Origin of the sequence: Plantibacter flavus (assembly GCF_051487245.1) — a bacterium.
Taxonomy (GTDB): Bacteria; Actinomycetota; Actinomycetes; order Actinomycetales; family Microbacteriaceae; genus Plantibacter; species Plantibacter flavus_B.
The window spans coordinates 229,657-247,432 of record NZ_JAHVDH010000005.1 but is presented as its reverse complement, the minus strand read 5'-3'; the positions used below and the strand labels follow the sequence as shown (position 1 = coordinate 247,432).

The 17,776-nt window shown below is 70.3% G+C and carries 16 protein-coding genes; 11 read left to right on the top strand and 5 right to left on the bottom strand.

Annotated features, from left to right (window positions below):
- Positions 1 to 36: 36 nt before the first annotated feature.
- From KXS11_RS14150 to KXS11_RS14100, 11 genes are all read left to right on the top strand, one after another.
- Positions 37 to 765, top strand: a complete 729-nt coding sequence (locus KXS11_RS14150; protein ID WP_437386247.1) for a Type 1 glutamine amidotransferase-like domain-containing protein — start codon at positions 37 to 39, stop codon at positions 763 to 765.
- A gap of 3 nt (positions 766 to 768) precedes the next feature.
- The gene (locus tag KXS11_RS14145) at positions 769 to 1,488 is read left to right on the top strand and encodes a uracil-DNA glycosylase (protein ID WP_437386246.1); all 720 of its coding nucleotides are present in this window, start codon (positions 769 to 771) and stop codon (positions 1,486 to 1,488) included.
- A gap of 59 nt (positions 1,489 to 1,547) precedes the next feature.
- Complete coding sequence (locus tag KXS11_RS14140) at positions 1,548 to 2,129, top strand: N-acetyltransferase family protein (protein WP_437386245.1); 582 nt, start codon at positions 1,548 to 1,550, stop codon at positions 2,127 to 2,129.
- A gap of 83 nt (positions 2,130 to 2,212) precedes the next feature.
- On the top strand, positions 2,213 to 3,643 hold the full coding sequence (locus KXS11_RS14135) for an amidase (protein ID WP_437386244.1): 1,431 nt from the start codon (positions 2,213 to 2,215) through the stop codon (positions 3,641 to 3,643).
- 186 nt (positions 3,644 to 3,829) lie between these two features.
- Positions 3,830 to 5,200, top strand: a complete 1,371-nt coding sequence (locus KXS11_RS14130; protein ID WP_437386243.1) for an NtaA/DmoA family FMN-dependent monooxygenase — start codon at positions 3,830 to 3,832, stop codon at positions 5,198 to 5,200.
- Positions 5,197 to 6,474, top strand: a complete 1,278-nt coding sequence (locus KXS11_RS14125; protein ID WP_437386242.1) for a monooxygenase — start codon at positions 5,197 to 5,199, stop codon at positions 6,472 to 6,474. The genes KXS11_RS14130 and KXS11_RS14125 overlap by 4 nt, the downstream gene beginning before the upstream one ends.
- 92 nt (positions 6,475 to 6,566) lie before the next feature.
- Complete coding sequence (locus KXS11_RS14120; RefSeq protein ID WP_437386241.1) at positions 6,567 to 8,189, top strand: ABC transporter substrate-binding protein; 1,623 nt, start codon at positions 6,567 to 6,569, stop codon at positions 8,187 to 8,189.
- Positions 8,190 to 8,259: 70 nt separating this feature from the next.
- Complete coding sequence (locus KXS11_RS14115; RefSeq protein WP_437386240.1) at positions 8,260 to 9,300, top strand: ABC transporter permease; 1,041 nt, start codon at positions 8,260 to 8,262, stop codon at positions 9,298 to 9,300.
- The gene (locus tag KXS11_RS14110; RefSeq protein ID WP_437386239.1) at positions 9,297 to 10,172 is read left to right on the top strand and encodes an ABC transporter permease; all 876 of its coding nucleotides are present in this window, start codon (positions 9,297 to 9,299) and stop codon (positions 10,170 to 10,172) included. The genes KXS11_RS14115 and KXS11_RS14110 overlap by 4 nt, the downstream gene beginning before the upstream one ends.
- Positions 10,169 to 11,884, top strand: coding sequence for a dipeptide ABC transporter ATP-binding protein (locus KXS11_RS14105; protein WP_437386238.1), 1,716 nt, complete (start codon positions 10,169 to 10,171; stop codon positions 11,882 to 11,884). The genes KXS11_RS14110 and KXS11_RS14105 overlap by 4 nt, the downstream gene beginning before the upstream one ends.
- Positions 11,881 to 12,666, top strand: a complete 786-nt coding sequence (locus tag KXS11_RS14100) for an SAM-dependent methyltransferase (RefSeq protein ID WP_437386237.1) — start codon at positions 11,881 to 11,883, stop codon at positions 12,664 to 12,666. The genes KXS11_RS14105 and KXS11_RS14100 overlap by 4 nt, the downstream gene beginning before the upstream one ends.
- Before the next feature lie 45 nt (positions 12,667 to 12,711).
- Here the strand turns inward: KXS11_RS14100 and KXS11_RS14095 are convergent, their stop codons facing one another.
- Genes KXS11_RS14095 through KXS11_RS14075 form a run of 5 tightly spaced genes read right to left on the bottom strand, consistent with a single transcriptional unit; the run spans position 12,712 to position 17,644 of the window.
- Positions 12,712 to 13,497, bottom strand: a complete 786-nt coding sequence (locus tag KXS11_RS14095) for an ABC transporter ATP-binding protein (protein WP_437386236.1) — start codon at positions 13,495 to 13,497, stop codon at positions 12,712 to 12,714.
- On the bottom strand, positions 13,490 to 14,278 hold the full coding sequence (locus tag KXS11_RS14090) for an ATP-binding cassette domain-containing protein (RefSeq protein WP_437386235.1): 789 nt from the start codon (positions 14,276 to 14,278) through the stop codon (positions 13,490 to 13,492). The genes KXS11_RS14095 and KXS11_RS14090 overlap by 8 nt, the downstream gene beginning before the upstream one ends.
- On the bottom strand, positions 14,275 to 15,183 hold the full coding sequence (locus KXS11_RS14085) for an ABC transporter permease (protein ID WP_437386234.1): 909 nt from the start codon (positions 15,181 to 15,183) through the stop codon (positions 14,275 to 14,277). The genes KXS11_RS14090 and KXS11_RS14085 overlap by 4 nt, the downstream gene beginning before the upstream one ends.
- Entirely contained in the window at positions 15,180 to 16,139 is a 960-nt protein-coding gene (locus tag KXS11_RS14080) for an ABC transporter permease (RefSeq protein ID WP_437386233.1), read from the bottom strand. The genes KXS11_RS14085 and KXS11_RS14080 overlap by 4 nt, the downstream gene beginning before the upstream one ends.
- Complete coding sequence (locus KXS11_RS14075; protein WP_437386232.1) at positions 16,136 to 17,644, bottom strand: ABC transporter substrate-binding protein; 1,509 nt, start codon at positions 17,642 to 17,644, stop codon at positions 16,136 to 16,138. Before KXS11_RS14075 ends, KXS11_RS14080 begins: the two co-directional genes overlap by 4 nt.
- Positions 17,645 to 17,776: the final 132 nt, after the last annotated feature.

Below are 17,776 nucleotides of genomic sequence, written 5' to 3'. Positions count from 1 at the left end.
ACCCTCGTCGAGAGGCTGGGCGGGTAGGGTCTCAGGGTGAGTGTTTTCCTCCTCGGTGGCCCCGCCACCCCAGAGACCGAGTCGTCCGTCTACGCAGCGTTCATCGCCGAGGCGGCCGCGCTCGCGGTCGTCGCCGGTCGACTCGCGCCGAGGATCGCCATCGTCGTGGTGCACGACGGCGACGGGCTCGAGCAGTCCTCGGCGCTCGAGCGTGCCATCGAGCGCTCTGCTGAGATCGAGGCCGTTCGCGTCGTCGTCCGTGAGGGCGGGGTCGTGGCCCAGGCGCAGCTCGCAGAGATCGACGGCCTCGTCGTCGGCGGCGGACTCCCGACGGCCTACGCCGAAGCGGTCGCGCCGGTCGCCACCGAGATCCGCCGCCTCGTCGCCTCGGGACTGCCCTACCTCGGCATCTCCGCAGGCGCGATGATCGCTGCAGAGCACGCCATCCTCGGCGGGTGGCGTGTCGGCGAGGTGCCGGTGAGCCCCGAGGCGGCGTCGGAGGAGCTCGACGAGGTCACGGTCGGAGACGCGCTCGGGCTCGTCGACATCGCGGTCGAAGCGCACGCAGCGCAGTGGGGCACGCTCGGGCGCCTCGTGGCGGCGACCGAGGCCGGGGTCGTCGACGGCGGTGTCGCGATCGACGAGAACACGGCGCTCGTCGTCGGACAGGGCGCACTGTCCGTGATCGGCGGCGGCAGCGTCTGGCAGGTCTTCACCGCCGAGCACGGCGTCGTGGTCCGCACGATCGGCGCCGAGCAGCAGTAACCGATGTCCGACGACGTCTTCGGTGGGAGCCCGGCGGTCCTAGCCGCAGCTGGGCTGATGGATCCCGGCTGGGCGGTGGCACTCACGCCGGTGGCCGGTCAGCTCACCGAGGTCGAAGCGTGGCTCGCGGGCCGGACCGCTGCCGGCGAGAGCTGGCTTCCGGCTCCCGAACTGGTGCTCCGCGCGTTCCGTCAGCCGTTCGCCGAGGTCAGGGTGCTCATCGTCGGGCAGGACCCCTATCCGACGCCGGGCCACCCCGTCGGCCTGTCCTTCGCCGCCGACCGCGCGGTGCGTCCGCTCCCACGCAGCCTCGTGAACATCCACCGCGAGCTGCACGACGACCTCGGGATCGTCCCGCCCGTGCACGGCGACCTGAGCGCGTGGACGGACCAGGGGGTGCTCCTCCTCAACCGCGTGCTCACCGTCGGTGCGGGCGAAGCCGGTTCCCACCGTGGGCACGGGTGGGAGCTCGTCACCGAGCAGGCGATCCGAGCGCTCGCCGAGCGCGACGGTCCACTCGTGTCGATCCTGTGGGGCAAGGACGCCGAACGCCTCGCGCCGCTGCTGCGCGGCGACGGTCGTGACGACCGGGAGGTGCTCGTCTCGGCTCACCCGAGCCCACTGTCCGCGCGCCGAGGGTTCTTCGGCTCGAAGCCGTTCAGCCGGACGAACGCCTTCCTCACCGCGCACGGGGCAGAACCGATCGACTGGTCGCTGGACTGACGTCCGATCCTCGGGCCCAGGGGCTGTCCGGTCGAGCACGCCCTCGTTAGGCTTGAACCATGCTGGAAGAGGAGTACGAGCCGAGGCGCAAGCTGCCGCCGCACCTGCGCAAGCCGCCGACGCCTGAGACCCCGTTCAGCTTCGAGATGCGCGACGCCGTCGCGACCGACCTCCCCCACATCCGGGAGATCTACAACTACTACGTCGCCAACAGCATGGTCACCTTCGACGAGGACGCGATGACACTCGCCGAGTGGAAGTCGAAGTTCGCCTACCTCCAACGCTTGAAGCTGCCGTTCATCGTCGCGGTGAACCCCACCGGCCAGATCCTCGGCTACGCCCTCTGCGCCCCCTGGAAGCAGAAGCGCGCCTACCGGTTCACCGTGGAGAGCTCGATCTACCTGGGTGCCGCAGCGACGGGCAAGGGCCTCGGCACCGACCTCCTCGCGGAACTCATCGAGCGGTCGAAGGCGGCCGGATTGAAGGAGATGCTCGCCGTCATCGCCGACAAGGGCGCCGAGTCGTCGATCAAGCTGCACGAGAAGTTCGGCTTCACCGAGGTGGGGCGGATGGGCCGGGTCGGCTTCAAGTTCGACCGCTGGATCGGCACCGTGCTGATGCAGAAGTCGTTGAAGCGGTAGCGGCTCGACCGGCTCGGTGACCGGTCCGGAGGGCGAGCGATCACGGTCCCGAGACGGAGGGGCGCGCGCCCTAGGCTGGGAACATGGCGGACCTCCACGAGCTGACGGCTCTCGAACAGTGGCAGATGCTGCAACGCGACGAGGTGTCGCCGACGGAGCTCGCGCGTCACTACCTCGATCGCATCGAACGGCTGGACGGCGAGATCGGCGCGTTCACGACCGTGGCGGCCGGCTCGCTGCCGGGGCGGATCGCGGCAGTCGAAGCGATGCCTCGCACCGCAGCACTCTGGGGCCTGCCGGTGGGCGACAAGGACCTCGTCGCGCGCGCCGGGCTCCCCACCCGGTACGGTTCGCGCCTGACAGCGGACCTCGTCGCAAGCACGGACGACGAGCTGGTCACGGTCCTCGATCGTGCCGGCGCCGTGAGCCTCGGCAAGACGGCGACGCCCGAGTTCGGGCTCTACGGCTACACCGAGCCGCTCGGCGGCCCACCGACGCGGAACCCGTGGGCGCTCGATCGCGGGGCCGCCGGCTCCAGTGGTGGTGCGGCCGCTGCGGTGGCGGCGCGGTTGCTCCCGTTCGCGCCGGGGTCGGACGGCGGCGGATCCATCCGGATCCCCGCGGCCGCGTGCGGCCTCGTCGGCCTCAAGCCGAGCCGTGGTCTCGTCCCGGTCGCCTCCGGCGTGGACAAGCTCGCCGGCCTCGTCGTGTCCGGTCCGATCGCGCGAACGGTCGCGGACGCCGCGCTCCTGCTCGACGCCATGATCGAGCGGGTGCACGGGCGCATCGACCACCACTTCACCCTCCGCGCCCCGGACCTCGATGACGGCCCGCTGCTCGGACATGCGATCCGCGGCGAGGGACGGTTCCAGCTCGCCGTGCTCGACGGTTCCCCCTGGGACAGCGCGTTCGACCTCCGCTACGACCCGGACGCGCTCGCGGCCGTCGACCTCGCCGTGCAGACCCTGTCCGCGATGGGGCACGGCGTCGACGAGCTCACCCTTCGCGATGCGGACCGGTACCCGGCCGATTTCACGACGATCTGGCATGCCTCGGCCGCTGGCGTCCCGGCATCGACGGAGGGCGAACTCGCCCTCCTCGAGCCCATCACACGCGCGCTCGTCGAACGTGGCCGCTCGCTCCGCGCGACGACCCTCCTCGAGACCCTCGCGAGCCTCCACCGCTTCGAACGCAGTGTGCTTGCCCAGTTCGCGCCGTTCGACGCGGTCATCACCCCGGCGCTCGCCGAGACGCCCCGCCCCGTGGGCTGGTACGACGCAACCTCGCCCGAACGCAATTTCGAGCAGCAGGTCCGGTACGCCCCGCACACCTCCTTCCTCAACGCGACCGGGCTCCCCGCGATCACCCTGCCCGTGCATCAGACCGTCGACGGGCTCCCGATGGGGGTGCAGCTCATCGGCCGGCCGGGTGGTGAGGCGACGCTCCTCGCCCTCGGAGCGCAGCTCGAGCGCCGCCTCCGCTGGCAGGACCGGGTGCCGCCGATCGCGCGGTGAACGGCTGGGCGTCGCCGTCGTGCGGCATGTGACGGGATGTGACGATCGCGGCAGGCGACGGTCGTGTACCCGCGCCTAGGGTGCTGAAGCGGCCCCGGGCATCCGTCTCCTGCGGCCGCTCCAGCAGAGGAGCCCATCATCACCGCACAGCGCCACCCCAAGCAGCTCATCCTCAACCTCTTCGAGATGAACTGCGTCAGTCACATCACCCACGGTCTGTGGCGACTGCCCGACAACCACCGTGAGCAGTACACCGACATCAGGTACTGGACGCGTCTGGCCCGGACCGCGGAGGAAGGCGGCTTCGACGCCGTCTTCATCGCCGACGTGGTCGGGGCCTACGACGTGTTCCGTGGCGGTCCGGCCGACGCCCTGCGGGAGGGGCTTCAGATCCCGAACAACGACCCCATGCTCGTGGTGCCCGCGATGGCGGCCGTCACGGAGCATCTGGGTTTCGGCATCACCTTCTCGACGAGTTACGAGCCGCCCTTCGCGTTCGCGAGGCGCATGAGCACACTCGACCACCTCACGAACGGCCGAGTGGCGTGGAACATCGTCACCTCCTACCTCCCGAACGCCGCGCGGAACTTCGGCCTGGCCGAGGAGATTCCGCACGACGAACGGTTCGCCATCGCCGAGGAGTACCTCGACGTCCTCTACAAGCTCTGGGAGGGCTCGTGGGACGACGACGCGGTCATCCGCGACCGCCAGGCCGGCGTCTACTCCGATCCGGACAAGGTGCGCTACATCGACCACATCGGGACCTACTTCCAGGTCGCGGGCCCGCACCTGTCGGAGCCGAGCGCCCAGCGCACGCCGGTGCTGTTCACCGCGACGGCGTCGCCGGCGGGCATCGCCTTCGCCGGTCGCCACGCGGAGGCGGTGTTCACCGGCGTCCGAGGTGCGGGAGGCGCAGGCCCGCTGCTCGAACGGTTCCGGGCGTCGGCCGCGGACAACGGACGCGACGGCGAGAGTTTGAAGATCGTGGTGCAGGCCGCCGTCATCGTCGCTGCGACCCAGGAGGAGGCCGAGGCGAAGGCACAGCAGTACCGCGAGTACGCGAGCATCGTCGGGCGCTTCGTGCACGCGAGCCTGCCGTTCGACCCGACGGCGCACCCCGCCGAACGGACCGTCGCTGAGGCTCTCGAGGTCGAGGGCGCGCGGGCCGACGCACTCCCGCCGCAGGTGACGGCCGGAACGGTCGGAGACTTCATCGCGCGCGTGGGCAGCGACCTGGAACAGGACTTCTTCGCCGTCGGCACCCCGTCGCGCGTCGCGGACGAGATCGAACGGTGGCTCGACGAGGTCGGCATCGACGGCATCAACCTGCGCCAGTACCACTCCTTCGACACCCTCACCGATTTCGTCGAACTCGTCGTCCCCGAGCTGCGGCGGCGCGGACGTCTCCGCGAGGCCTACCGGCCCGGTGAGACGCTGCGTGAGCGGCTCACTGGTGGCGGGCCGCGTCTTCCGGACGACCACCCCGCCGCCCGCTACCGCGGCGGTCGAGGGCTCCGCGGCGCCCCGGCCGAGGCGCTCACCGGGACCTCGGCATGACGAGGGAGGCCCTCGCCGCCGCCCGTGCCCACTTCGCGCCCATCCTCTCCGACCTGGCGGCGACAGCGGTCGCCCGGGAGGCCGAACGCCGTCTCCCGACCGAGGAGGTCCGCCGACTCGCTGCGGCCGGGTTCGGAGCCGTCCGCCTTCCGGTCGTCGACGGCGGACGCGGGCTGAGCGCCGGCGAACTCGTCGAACTGCTCGTCGACCTCGGCACCGCCGACGCGAACCTGCCGCAGCTGTGGCGCAACCACGTCGCCTTCGTCGAGGACCGCCTGTGGAACCGCGATCGGGAGGCCGACGGGGTGTGGATCGACCGCATCGCGGCGGGGGCCGTCGTCGGCGGTGCCTGGTCGGAGCGGGCGACCGTCCCTGGAGCGGTGAACGGCACCCGGTTCGACGACCGCCGCCGGCCGGCCACCGTGACGGGCACGAAGTACTACAGCACGGGCAGTCTCTACGCGGACTGGATCACGGTCACGGCGAAGACGCCCGACGACTCCGACGTGCTCGTGGTCGTCGACGCCCACCACAGCGGTGTCGTCCTGCACGACGACTGGGCCGGTATCGGGCAGCGGCTCACCGCCAGCGGCACCACCGAGCTGCACGAGGTGCCGGTCGACCCGAACGCGGTCTTCGCCGACGGCGGCCGCTCGCCGCACCAGGAGGTCGTCTACCAGCTCGTCCTCGTCGCGGCGCTCGCCGGGGTCGCGACGGCCGCGAGGGACGACGCCGCCGCTGCCGTGCGTGCGCGGGTCAGGAACTACCCGCAGGGCCTGGCCGCCGCGCCGCGGGACGACGCGATCCTGCAGGAGGTGATCGGCCGGGTCGCTGCTGCCGCGGCAGCCGCGCGGGCCGTCGTCCGCGTGGCTGCCGAGACCCTCGACGACGGTCTGGAAGCGCTCCGGGCGGCCGCATCGCCGGATGGGGCGCCCGAACTGCTTCATCCGGCGTCAGTCGCCACCTCCGAGGCGCAGCTCGTCGCCGGTGAGGAGGCCCTCCGAGCGGCGACCGAGCTGTACGACGCCCTCGGGTCGTCCGCGGTGGAGCGCGGTTCCGGGCTCGACCGGCACTGGCGGAACGCGCGGACGATCAGCTCCCACAACCCGCGCGGGTACAAGGCCCGCCTCCTCGGCGATTGGTACCTGAGCGGGACGGCGCCCGAGCCGTGGGCGCGGCGCCACGACCCGCTCCCGGTGCCGTCGGAGTCGGTCGTGGACGACTCGGAGGGTCACAAAACGTCACCCGCGGAGCACGTCGGAAACCTGTCGTAACAGTGCGGGTGCGCGGCGCCTTCCGGACGCAGGATGGGCAACCACACCGGACAGCATCGGTGCCCACCCACGATCCCCCAGGAGTATCCGCCATGACCCGAACCTCCAGACGGCGAGCACGACTCGCCGCCGCAGCCTTCGTCGCGTTGAGCATCGCGCTCACCGGCTGCTCGGCGGCGACGGCGTCCTCGGACGCCGACGGTGGCAGCCTCACCTACCTCGACGCCGAGATCCCGACGTCCGCCCAGGTGCAGGAGTCCGGCACCTGGCAGACGAGGGCGCTCCAGCAGAACATCACCGACCGGCTCATCTACCGCAACGCCGAGACCAACGAGCTCGAGCCGTGGATCGCCGAGTCGTGGACGGTCAGCCCCGACGGCCTCACCTACACCTTCGTGATCCGCGATGGCGTCACCTACAGCGACGGAACCGATGTGGACGCCACGAGCGTCGCGAAGAACCTCACCTGGCAGTCGACGGGTGACGACGCGAAGGGGACGACGCCGAACGCGCAGTTCCCGTCCGGTCTCGTCGCGACCGCCGACGACGCCGCGCGCACGGTCACGGTCGTCCTCGCCGCGCCCTACGCGCCGTTCCTCAACGTGCTCACCGGATGGGGTGCCGGTCTCGTCGCCGACGCCACCATCGACGCGAGCAAGGAGGAGCAGTCGAAGTTCGTGAACCTCATCGGTTCCGGGCCCTTCGTCGTCGCGTCCGAGACCTACGGCAAGGAGATCGTCCTCGAGCGCCGTGAAGGCTACGCATGGGCCCCGCCGTCCTCACCGAACCAGGGCGAGGCGCACCTGGCCAAGGTGACCGTCATCCCGGTGCAGGAGGACAGCGTCCGGCTCGGCACCCTGAAGTCGGGGGAGGCGGACGTCATCCGCTACGTGCAGCCGAGTGAGGAGCAGGGGCTGAAGGACGCCGGCTACGACATCGTCTCGAAGACGGGCGTCGGGCTCACCAACCAGTGGTTCCTCCGCAGCCAGGCGCCGTACCTCGACGACATCAACGTCCGCAAGGCGCTCCTCCACGTCATCGACCGCGACCAGATCATCGCAACGCAGTACACCGACAGCTGGACGCCCGCGACGTCGGTGCTCTCGCCCGGCACCTTCGGCTACGTCGACGAGTCGCAGAAGCTCGCCTACGACCCCGACGCGGCGAACGCTCTGCTCGACACCGCCGGCTGGACCGAGCGTGACGCGGACGGCTACCGCACGAAGGACGGCGAGCGCCTCACCGTGAAGACCTACCTCGACGTGTACGACAACACCGCGAAGAGCCTCTTCCAGCAGATCCAGAACCAGTTCAAGGACGTCGGCATCGACCTCTCGTTGAACGAGCTCGACTACTCCACCTACTGGGCGACGGCGTTCGCCGACCCCGAGGTGGGCGCGCTGCGCGTCGGCTGGCCGCACCCCGACCCGTCGAAGGGTCTCAGCGAGTACTACAGCAAGGACGGCTCGGACCTGCTCGGTCTCGCCGGCTCGGACACGACGCTGCAGGGGCTGCTCGACTCGCAGTACGCGGCGACCGACGACGACGCCCGCGCTGCGATCCTCGGTCAGATCCAGGACTACCTGATCGACCAGGCGTACGTCGTGCCGATCCTGAACGACAGCCAGGTGTTCGTCACCCAGCAGCGGGTCAAGGGCTTCTCGCTCACCGACGGCGCCCTTCCGGAGTTCTACAACACCTCGATCGAGGGCTGAGGCGCCGGGTGGGGCGGCCCGATCCGGCCGCCTCGCCCGCGTCATCCCCGGTCCGCCGACAGGAGGCCCCGTGCACTACCGCAACTACGTCATCAGGCGCGTCGCCCAGGCGCTGCTCGTGATCGTCCTCGTCTACACGCTCGTGTTCTTCATCCTCTTCGTGCTGCCGGGCGATCCGATCGAGAACAAGCTCACGAGTCCCATCAACCCGCTGCCGCCGTCGGCCGCCGAAGCGCTGCTGGCCTACTACCACTTCGACCTCTCGCCACTCGAGCAGTTCACGCTCACGGTGGGCAGGCTCTTCCAGGGCGACCTCGGCTACTCCCTCGTGAGCGGTCGCGCCGTGTCGGAACTCGTCGCCCAGGGGTTCTCCGACACCATCGTGCTCGCCGCCGTCGCGTTCGTCCTCACCATCGCGCTCGCGCTCGGGATCGCCCTCACCGCCGTGTACGCGCCGGTCAAGGCGCTCAGGAGCTTCGCGGCTGCGACCCCCATCGCCTCCATCTCCGCACCGAGCTTCCTCATCGGCTTCGTCCTGCTCGCGATCTTCTCGTTCCAGCTCGGCTGGGTCTCCTCGGTCCGCGACCAGGGCTTCGTGTCCTACCTACTCCCGGCGCTGACCCTGGCACTGGCCGTCAACGGGCCGCTCACGCAGGTCCTCATCCAGGGCTTGCGCGGTGCCGCCGACGAGCCGTTCGTCACGGTGCTCCGGGCGAAGGGGACGAGTGAGCGACGGATCGCCCTCGGTCATGTGTTGAAGAACGGTGCGATCCCGTCGATCACGATGCTCGCCCTCATCGTCGGTGAGCTGCTCGCCGGCGCCGTCGTCGTCGAGGCCGTGTTCACCAGGACCGGCCTCGGCTTCATCACCTTCGAGAGCGTCCGCGACCAGGACACCCCGGTGATCCTCGCGGTCGTGATCCTCATCTCCTCGATCTACGTCGGCATCAACCTCCTGACCGACCTCCTCTATCCCGTCCTGGACCCGCGCATCGTGCGGCCGGGATCCGGCAGCAAGCGGCTCCGTCGTCCCGGGCGACCCACCGTCGCGACCGCGACGACGGCTCCGGCGACCGCCGCCACCAACCCGAAGGTGAGCGTGGACGCATGAGTGTCGACCTCCGCACCGAGCATCACGACGTCGACGGGGCGACGGCCGAGCCGCGTGCGCTCGGACGGTTCCTGTCCCGACTCGGCGTCGCCGACGTGCTCGCCGTCGTCGTCGTCGGGCTCGTCCTCCTGGCGGTCGTCGCACCAGGACTCCTCGCGCCGTTCGACCCGCTGGAACCGGACGACGCCAACGCCCTCGCCGCCCCGTCGCCCGCCCACTGGTTCGGTACCGACTACCTCGGGCGCGACCTGCTCTCGCGAGTGATCCACGGCACCGGGCGCACCCTCCTCGGCTCCGCCGTCGCAGTGTTCATCGGTCTCGGTGTCGGGACGGTCCTCGGACTGGTCGCGGCATCCCTCGGCGGGGTCGTCGACGCCGTCATCAGCCGGATCGTCGACGTGCTGCTCTCCATCCCCGGGCTGCTGCTCGCGATGGTCGTCGTCGTGGCGCTCGGCTTCGGCACCCTCAACGCGGCCGTCGCCGTCGGGATCTCCTCGATCGCGGCGTTCACCCGGATCATGCGCTCCGAGGTGCTCACGGTGAAGGACCTGCCGTTCGTCGAGGCGAGCCACCACCTCGGCGGGTCCCGGGCGTACGTGCTCGCCAAACACATCTTCCCGAACTCGTACTCGGCGGTCCTGTCCTTGACGGCCCTGCAGTTCGGGCTCGCCATCATCTGGATCTCCTCCCTGAGCTTCCTCGGTTACGGCGCACCGCCGCCCGATCCCGAGTGGGGGCTGCTCGTATCGGAGGGGCGTCAGTACGTCGTCTCGTCACCGTGGCTCGTCGTCGTCCCCGGGCTCGTGATCGCCGTCACGGTGCTCTCCATCAGCAGACTCAGCCAACTCACCCGAGAGAGGACCGCAGCATGACCAGGTCGTCCGAGACCCACCCACTGCTCCACGCCGTCGGGGGTGAGCCGCTCCCACTCGTCGTGGACAGGCTTGCGGTCGGGTACCGCACGCGCCGCTCGGCGCCGCCCGTCGACACCGTCCGCGACGTCTCGTTCCAGGTCGGGCGGGGGGAGACGGTCTCCCTCGTCGGACAGTCGGGCTCCGGTAAGAGCACGATCGCCAGGGCGGTCGCCGGGCTGCTGCCCGCGAACGGCGTCGTCTCGGCCGGTCGGGTCCGCGTCGCCGGGCATGAGGTGCAGGACTTCTCTCGCAAGCAGTGGCGACCGCTCCGGGGGTCGACGCTCGGCTTCGTCCCGCAGGATCCACTGAGCTCCCTGGACCCGCTACAGCGGATCGGCGTGCAGATCGCGCGGGCCGTGCAGGTGGCCGGAGGGACGCCTCGGGGCGAGATCCCCGGCCGCGTCGTCGAACTGCTCGAGCACGTCGGCATCCGGAACGCCGCGTCCCGACTCCGCTCCTATCCGCACGAGCTCTCCGGCGGTCAGCTGCAACGCGTGCTCATCGCGATCGCGATCGCCGCACGCCCGACGCTGCTCATCGCCGACGAGCCGACATCGGCGCTCGACGTCACGGTCCAACGACGCATCCTGGACCTGCTCGACGGCCTGCGTGAGGAACTCGGGCTCGGAATCCTCTTCATCACCCACGACCTCGCCCTCGCCCAGGAACGCAGCGACGGCATCGTCGTTTTGCAGGATGGCGACGTGAGGGAGTCCGGGCCGGCCGAGGACGTCCTGCTCTCGCCGCAGCACCCGTACACGATCCGCCTGCTGTCGGACTCTCCGGCCTCCTCGCCACTGCGCTACCAGGACCGGATCCGGGCCGCCGCGGTGCAGGTCGCGACCGAGCAGCACGGCGCGGGTGCCGCCGCGCCCGTGGTCGCCGTCGAGCGGGTCTCGAAGCGGTTCGGACGGGATCCGGAGGCGCCTCCCGCGCTCGACGCGGCATCCCTCGCGCTGCGCCCGCGGTCGATCCACGCGCTCGTCGGTGAGTCCGGCTCCGGGAAGACGACCCTGGCGCGCATCGTCGCGGGGCTGACCTCCTTCGACGACGGCTCGGTGACCGTCGCTGGTCGTGAGCTGCCGCGGGACCACGCGACCGCGAACCCCTTCGCGCGGGAGCTCCAACTCGTCTACCAGAACCCGCTCTCCGCGGTGGACCCGAGGTTCACGATCCGCCAGATCATCGAGGAGCCCTTGCGCATCCACGGCGTCCGGAGCGCCGCCGAACGACAGCGGCGGGTCACGGCGATCCTCGATCAGGTCGCCCTGCCGACGAGCGCGCTCGGGCGGCGCGCCCGCGAGGTGTCCGGCGGCCAACGTCAGCGGGTGGCGCTCGCGCGGACGCTCGTGCTGGCTCCTTCTGTGCTCGTGCTCGACGAACCGACCTCCGCGCTCGACGTGTCGGTGCAGGCGCAGATCATCGAACTGCTCCTCGACCTGCGCGACGAGCACGCCCTCAGCTACCTCTTCATCTCGCACGATCTCGGCCTCATCCGACAGATCGCCGATGAGGTGACGGTGCTCTCGAGCGGCCGGGTGGTCGAGTCCGGGCCCGCCTCGACCGTGCTCGACCACCCGCACCACGAGTACACTCGGGAGCTGCTCGACGCCGTGCCGCGGTTCGACGTCGACCGGCTCGACCCCACACGATTCGAGGCCGTCGGATGACCAGCATCGAGGAGACCACCGTGACCCGATCGTTCGAAGCGCTCGTGAGCGAGGCCGACGCGGCGTCCGTCGACGGCTGGGACTTCTCCTGGCTCGACGGCCGCGCCAGTGAGGAACGTCCTTCCTGGCGGTTCTCCGAGCTGCTCGGTCGCCGGCTCGCCCAGGTCGCCTCATCCCTCGACCTCGAGACGGGCGGGGGAGAGGTGCTCGACACGGCATCGGTGATCCCGCCCCTCGCGGTGGCGACGGAGTCCTGGCCGCCGAACCTGGCGCGCGCCGCAGCGCGACTGCACCACCGCGGTGTCGTCGTCGTCCGGACCGAGGAGGGCGCACCGTTGCCCTTCGCTGACAACGCGTTCGAGCTGGTGTCCAGCCGTCACCCCGTCTCGGTCGACTGGGTGGACGTCGCCCGGGTGATCGCGCCGGGCGGCAGCTACCTGGCCCAGCACGTCGGACCGGGGAGCGTGTTCGAGCTCGTCGAAGCCTTCCTCGGCCCGCAGCCCGAGTCCGTGCGACGAGGACGCCACCCCGACGACGAGGCTGCGGGTGCTCGTGCTGCGGGACTCGAGATCGTCCAGCTGCACACCGAGCGGCTGCGGATCGAGTTCCACGACATCGGCGCTGTCGTGTGGTTCCTGCGCAAGGTGATCTGGATGGTTCCCGGGTTCACCTCGGCGGCCTACGAGGAGCGCCTGCGGGAGATCCACGCCTCGCTCGAGACGGATAGTCCGTTCGTCGCGCACTCCACGAGGACGCTGATCGAGGCCCGGAAGCCCGTCTGATACCCGTCGACAGTGCTTCCCGTCCCGGCGCCTGTCGACCGGCGGCTACAGCCGAGGGACGGAGGCGAGCAGTTGCGTCGTGTAGGGGTGCGACGGCCGGCTGAGCACACGGGACACCGGTCCCTCCTCCACGATCGCGCCGTCGCGCATCACCACGACCCGGTCGCACAGGTGCTGCACCACACCGATGTCGTGGGACACGAGCACGACGGCGAGACCCAGCTCCGTTCGGAGACTGCCCAGGAGCTCGAGGATCTGCGCTCGGACCGTCACGTCGAGCGCACTCAACGGTTCGTCGCCCACGAGGAGCCGCGGACGGTGCACGATCGCGCGGGACAGGGCGATGCGCTGCCGCTGTCCGCCCGAGAACTCGTGCGGGAACCGGTCGGCGGCGTCGGCGTCGAGCCCTACCAGGCGGAGGACGGCTCGGACCCGTGCGCGGCGGTCGCCCTCGATCCCGAGCGCCTCGAGGGGTTCGGCGACGATGCGTCCGACGGTCATGCGCGGGTCGAGGGACGCGTACGGGTCCTGGAACACGATGCCGGTCTGACGACGGAACCAGTGCAGGCTCTTCGCGCTCGCGGCCGCGCTCACCGGTCGGCCCTCGAACTCCACCGTCCCGGACGACGGGGTGTCGAGCGCGAGCAGGAGCCGGACCAACGTGGACTTCCCCGAACCCGACTCCCCGATGACGCCGACGGCCTCGCCGGGTGCGACGGTGAGGTCGCTCGGTTCGAGGGCGACCGTCCTGGTCGGTCGTTGGAACAGTGATTCGCGGGGGTTCGTGTACACGCGGCTGACGCCGGTGGCGCGCAGGAGCGGCTCAGTCATCGTCCTCGCCCTTCCAGCTCATGGTCTTCGCCGCCGCCAGGAGCCGCTGCGTGACGGGAGACACCGGTGCGGACAGGAGCTGCGGCACCGGGCCGGCCTCGACCACCTTGCCCTGCGCGAGCACGACGGCGTCGGTCGCGATCCGGGAGAGGACGGCGAGGTCGTGCGTGATGAACATGAGCGAGGAGCCGGTCTCGGTGACGAGTCGCTCGAAGAGTCCGAGGATCTCGGATTGGATGGTGACGTCGAGGGCCGTCGTCGGTTCGTCGGCGATGAGGAGCGCCGGCCGGCAGGCGAGGGCGATGGCCGCAGCGACGCGTTGGCGCTGGCCACCGGAGAGCTGGTGCGGATAGCGGCGCACGATGCGATCGGGCTCCGGCAGTCGGACCCGCGCGGCGAGGTCGATCGCGCGAGCCGTCGCCGCCCGCTTCGACGCGCCCTCGTGGATCCGCAGGGGCTCGCCGATCTGCCGCCCGATCGTCCGGATGGGGTTCAGCGCGGTGCGGGGCTCCTGGAAGACGATGCCGATCTCGCGCCCGCGGATCGCCGCCAGCTCGCGGTCGTCGCGTCCGACGAGCTCGGTGCCCTGCCAGCGGATGCTGCCACTGACCTCGGCGCCGTCCGGCAGGAGCCCGAGCACCGCGAGTGCCGTGAGCGACTTGCCGGAACCGGACTCACCGATGATGCCGAAGCGTGCGCCCTCGGCGACCTCGAAGCCCACGCCGTCGACGACGCGCCGACCACCGAGGGTGATGACGAGGTCCTCCACCTCGAGGCTCATGCCGTCACCCCCTGCGGGGAGGTCGGCGTCGACGCCGCCCCTCGGCCGAGCGTCGGATCCGTCGCATCGCGCAGCGCGTCGCCGAGCAGGTTGAGGGCGAGGACCGTGATGGTGATGGCGAGTCCCGGCCAGAGCACGGACAGCGGGTGGACGGCCAGATAGGTCTGCAGCTCGCTGAGCATGCGGCCCCACGACGGTACGCTCGACGGCGCACCGTAGCCGAGGTAGGACAGTCCAGCCTCGGCGAGGACCGCGACGGCCATCGACCAGGACAGCTGCACGATGAACACCGGGGCGATGTTCGGCAGGAGGTGTCGCGTCAGGTTCCGCACCGGCCCAAGACCCGCCGCCTTGCCGGCGAGCACGTACTCGCTGTGCGAGACCCTGCGGATCTCCGGCCGGGTCACACGGGCGATGTTGACGCCGAAGCTGATGCCGACCGCCCAGATGACGACCCAGAGCGAACCGCCGAAGACGGATGCGATCATCATCGCGATCAGGAGCGTCGGGAAGGCGATGAGGATGTCGATGAGCACCGCGACCGTCTCGCGGACCCAGCGCCTCGTGAGGGAGCCGAGCGCTGCGAGCGCGACGCCGATGACCGTGGACACGACGGCGGAGCCCGCGGCGACCGCGACCGTGACCCGTGCGCCCACCAGCAGGAGGCTGAAGATGTCGCGGCCGACCTCGTCGGTGCCGAGCAGATGCTGGGGCGAGGGCGGGAGCCACTTCGCGAACGGGTCGGTGAGTTGCGGGTCGAAGGGCGTCCAGAGGAACGAGAGGCCTGCCGAGAGGACGAGCAGGACGACGACGGCGACTCCGAAACCGCCGGCCGGGCTCGTCACGAGGGCTCGGAAGCCAGCCGACACGGGACGGGGTCGGGCCCGGCGCTGCGCGGTGCTCACGAGGTGCGCTCCCGTTCGCGGAGGCGCGGGTCGACGAGTCGGTGGACGACGTCGACGATCGCGCCGATGATGAGGACGACGCCCGTGAGCACGAGGAGTTCGCCCTGCACCTTCACGAGGTCTCGGTTGCCGACGTCGGCGACGAGCATCCGACCGATGCCAGGCAGCGTGAACAGCTGCTCGATGATGACACTCCCCACGATGAGGCCGGCGATCTGCAGACCGAGCACGGTGACGACCGAGAGTGCGACGTTCGGCAGCCCGTGCCGGATGAGCGCCTGCGACCGGGTGAGGCCTTTCGACGCTGCAGTGCGCACGTAGTCCTGCCCGATGGCGTCGAGTGCTGCCGAACGCACGAACCGCAGCAGGACCGCGCCCTCGACGATGCCGATCGTGAGTGCGGGCAGGAGCAGCGCCCTGATCGCCGCGACAGGGTCGTTCCATCCCGTGCGAGGGAACCCCTGCGCCGGCAGCCAGCCGAGCACGACCGCGAACAGGAGGACGAGCATCATGCCGGCCCAGACGACGGGGACGGCGGCGAGACCCTGCGATGCGAAGGAGATGACCGTACCCGTCGCCCGCTTGCGCCGGAGCGCGGCGAGCACACCGAGCGGGATGCTGAAGGCGAGGGCGATGATGAGCGCCATGACGCCGAGCGGCACTGTGACCTGTGCCTTCTCGACGAGTTCGCCGGCCACCGGCGTCCCCGTGATGAGTGAGTCACCGAGGTCGCCGCGGAGTAGGCCACCGAGCCAGTCCAGGTACTGCACGAGCACCGGCTGACCGAGGTTCAGCTGCTCACGGATCGCCGCGACCGCCTCCGGCGTGGCGTCGGTGCCGGCGATGACCTGCGCGACGTCACCCGGCAGCACCCTGATCGTGAAGAAGATCAGGGCGCTGGCCGCGACGAGTCCGACGAGGAGGAGGACGAGCCTCGTCAGGAGGAACCGGGTCACCCGGTCACGGCGACCTGTCCCAGGTTGATGCGCGCGTTGACCGAGTTCACCGGGAATCCGGTCACGCCGTCGCGCACCACCGTGAGGGTGATCGCGGTGTAGAGCCAGTCGGCTGCGTTGTCCTTCGACACGAGGTACGCCGCCTCCTTGAGCTTCTGGGCTGCGACGGCCGGGTCGGTCGCCGCTACCGACTCAGCATAGAGCGACTGCACCTGCGCGTTGTCGTAGCCGAAGTAGTAGTTCGGGTTCGCCCAGTTCTGGAAGTCGCGTGACTCGACGTGGTTCACGTAGCTGAGGTCGTAGTCCTTGTTCGTGTACACGTCGTTCAGCCACGTCGGGAACTCGACGCTGTCGACCGTCAGGGTCACGCCGATCGCCTTGAACTCCGACACGAGGACGTTCGCGACCGAGGTCCCGTAGAAGCTCGGGATGGTGAGGGTGAGGGACAGGTTCTCCTGGCCGGCCTGGGCGAGCAAAGCCTTCGCGGCTGCCGGGTCGTAGGTGACGAGCTCGCTGAGGTTCTCGTAGCCGGGGTCGAGCTCGGGGATCGGTCCGAACTGCTCGACCGCCGCGCCGCCGACCGCCTCCACGATGGCCGCGTGGTCGATCGCCGTGCGGAGCGCCTTGCGGACGAGCGGGTCGGTGAGCGGTGCGCGCTGGTTGTTGAAGGCGAGCGTGTACTTGTCGGTGGTCTTGCCCTCGGTGATCGTGTAGCCGTCGGCGCGGGTGATCTGGTCCTTGAGGTTGGCGTCGAGTGCTGTCTGCACGTCGAGTTCGCCGGCGAGCGTGGCGTTCACCGCGGAGGCTGCGTCCGGGATGTAGCTGAAGACGACCTCCTTCACCGCCGGGGCGTCACCCCAGTACGTCTCGTTGCGCTCGAAGGTGATGCTGTCGCCCTGCTTCCACTTCTGCAGTGTGAAGGGACCGGTGCCGTTCGCCGTCGTCGACAGGTCGTTGTCGGCGCCGGACTCGAGCACGAGACCCGCGCGACCGGTGAGGGTCCACAGCAGGTTGGAGTCCGGAGAGGTGAGGGTGAGCTGCACGGTCGAGTCGTCGACCGCCGTCACCGTGGCGACCTTCTGCAGGGCCACATTGTCGACGAAGGTGGGGTTCTGCTGCACCTGCGTGATCGAGTCGACGACGTCGGCCGCGCTGAGCTTCGCGCCGTCGTGGAAGGTGACGCCGTCGCGCAGGACGAAGGTGTAGGTCAGCCCGTCCTCGCTGATCTCGTGGCTCTTCGCGAGGGTGTCGACGATCTCGCCGTCCTCCGTGCGTGAGACGAGGCCCTGGTAGACGTTGTCGATGAGGATCTGATCGAGTGCGGCGCCGGAGGTGCTCCGAATGTTGAGATCCGAGGGCTCGAGGACCAGACCGACCCGCAGGCTCGCGTCCGCGTCGGGCGTCGGGGTGCCGGAGGGGCCAGAGCATCCGGTGAGCACGAGAGCGGCCCCGGTGACCGCGACGAGTGCGGTGAGGAGCTTGCGACGCAGCTGACGATGACGCATGGAGGTCCTTTCGAAGGATGCAGGAGTGGCGGGCGTCTTGTTGACACTCAACCGGTTCCGGACAGCGGGGATTCCCGCGTCGTTCCACGGAAAAGTGGACCGCGTCCGGAAAACCGCTTCGCTGCGGCTCCA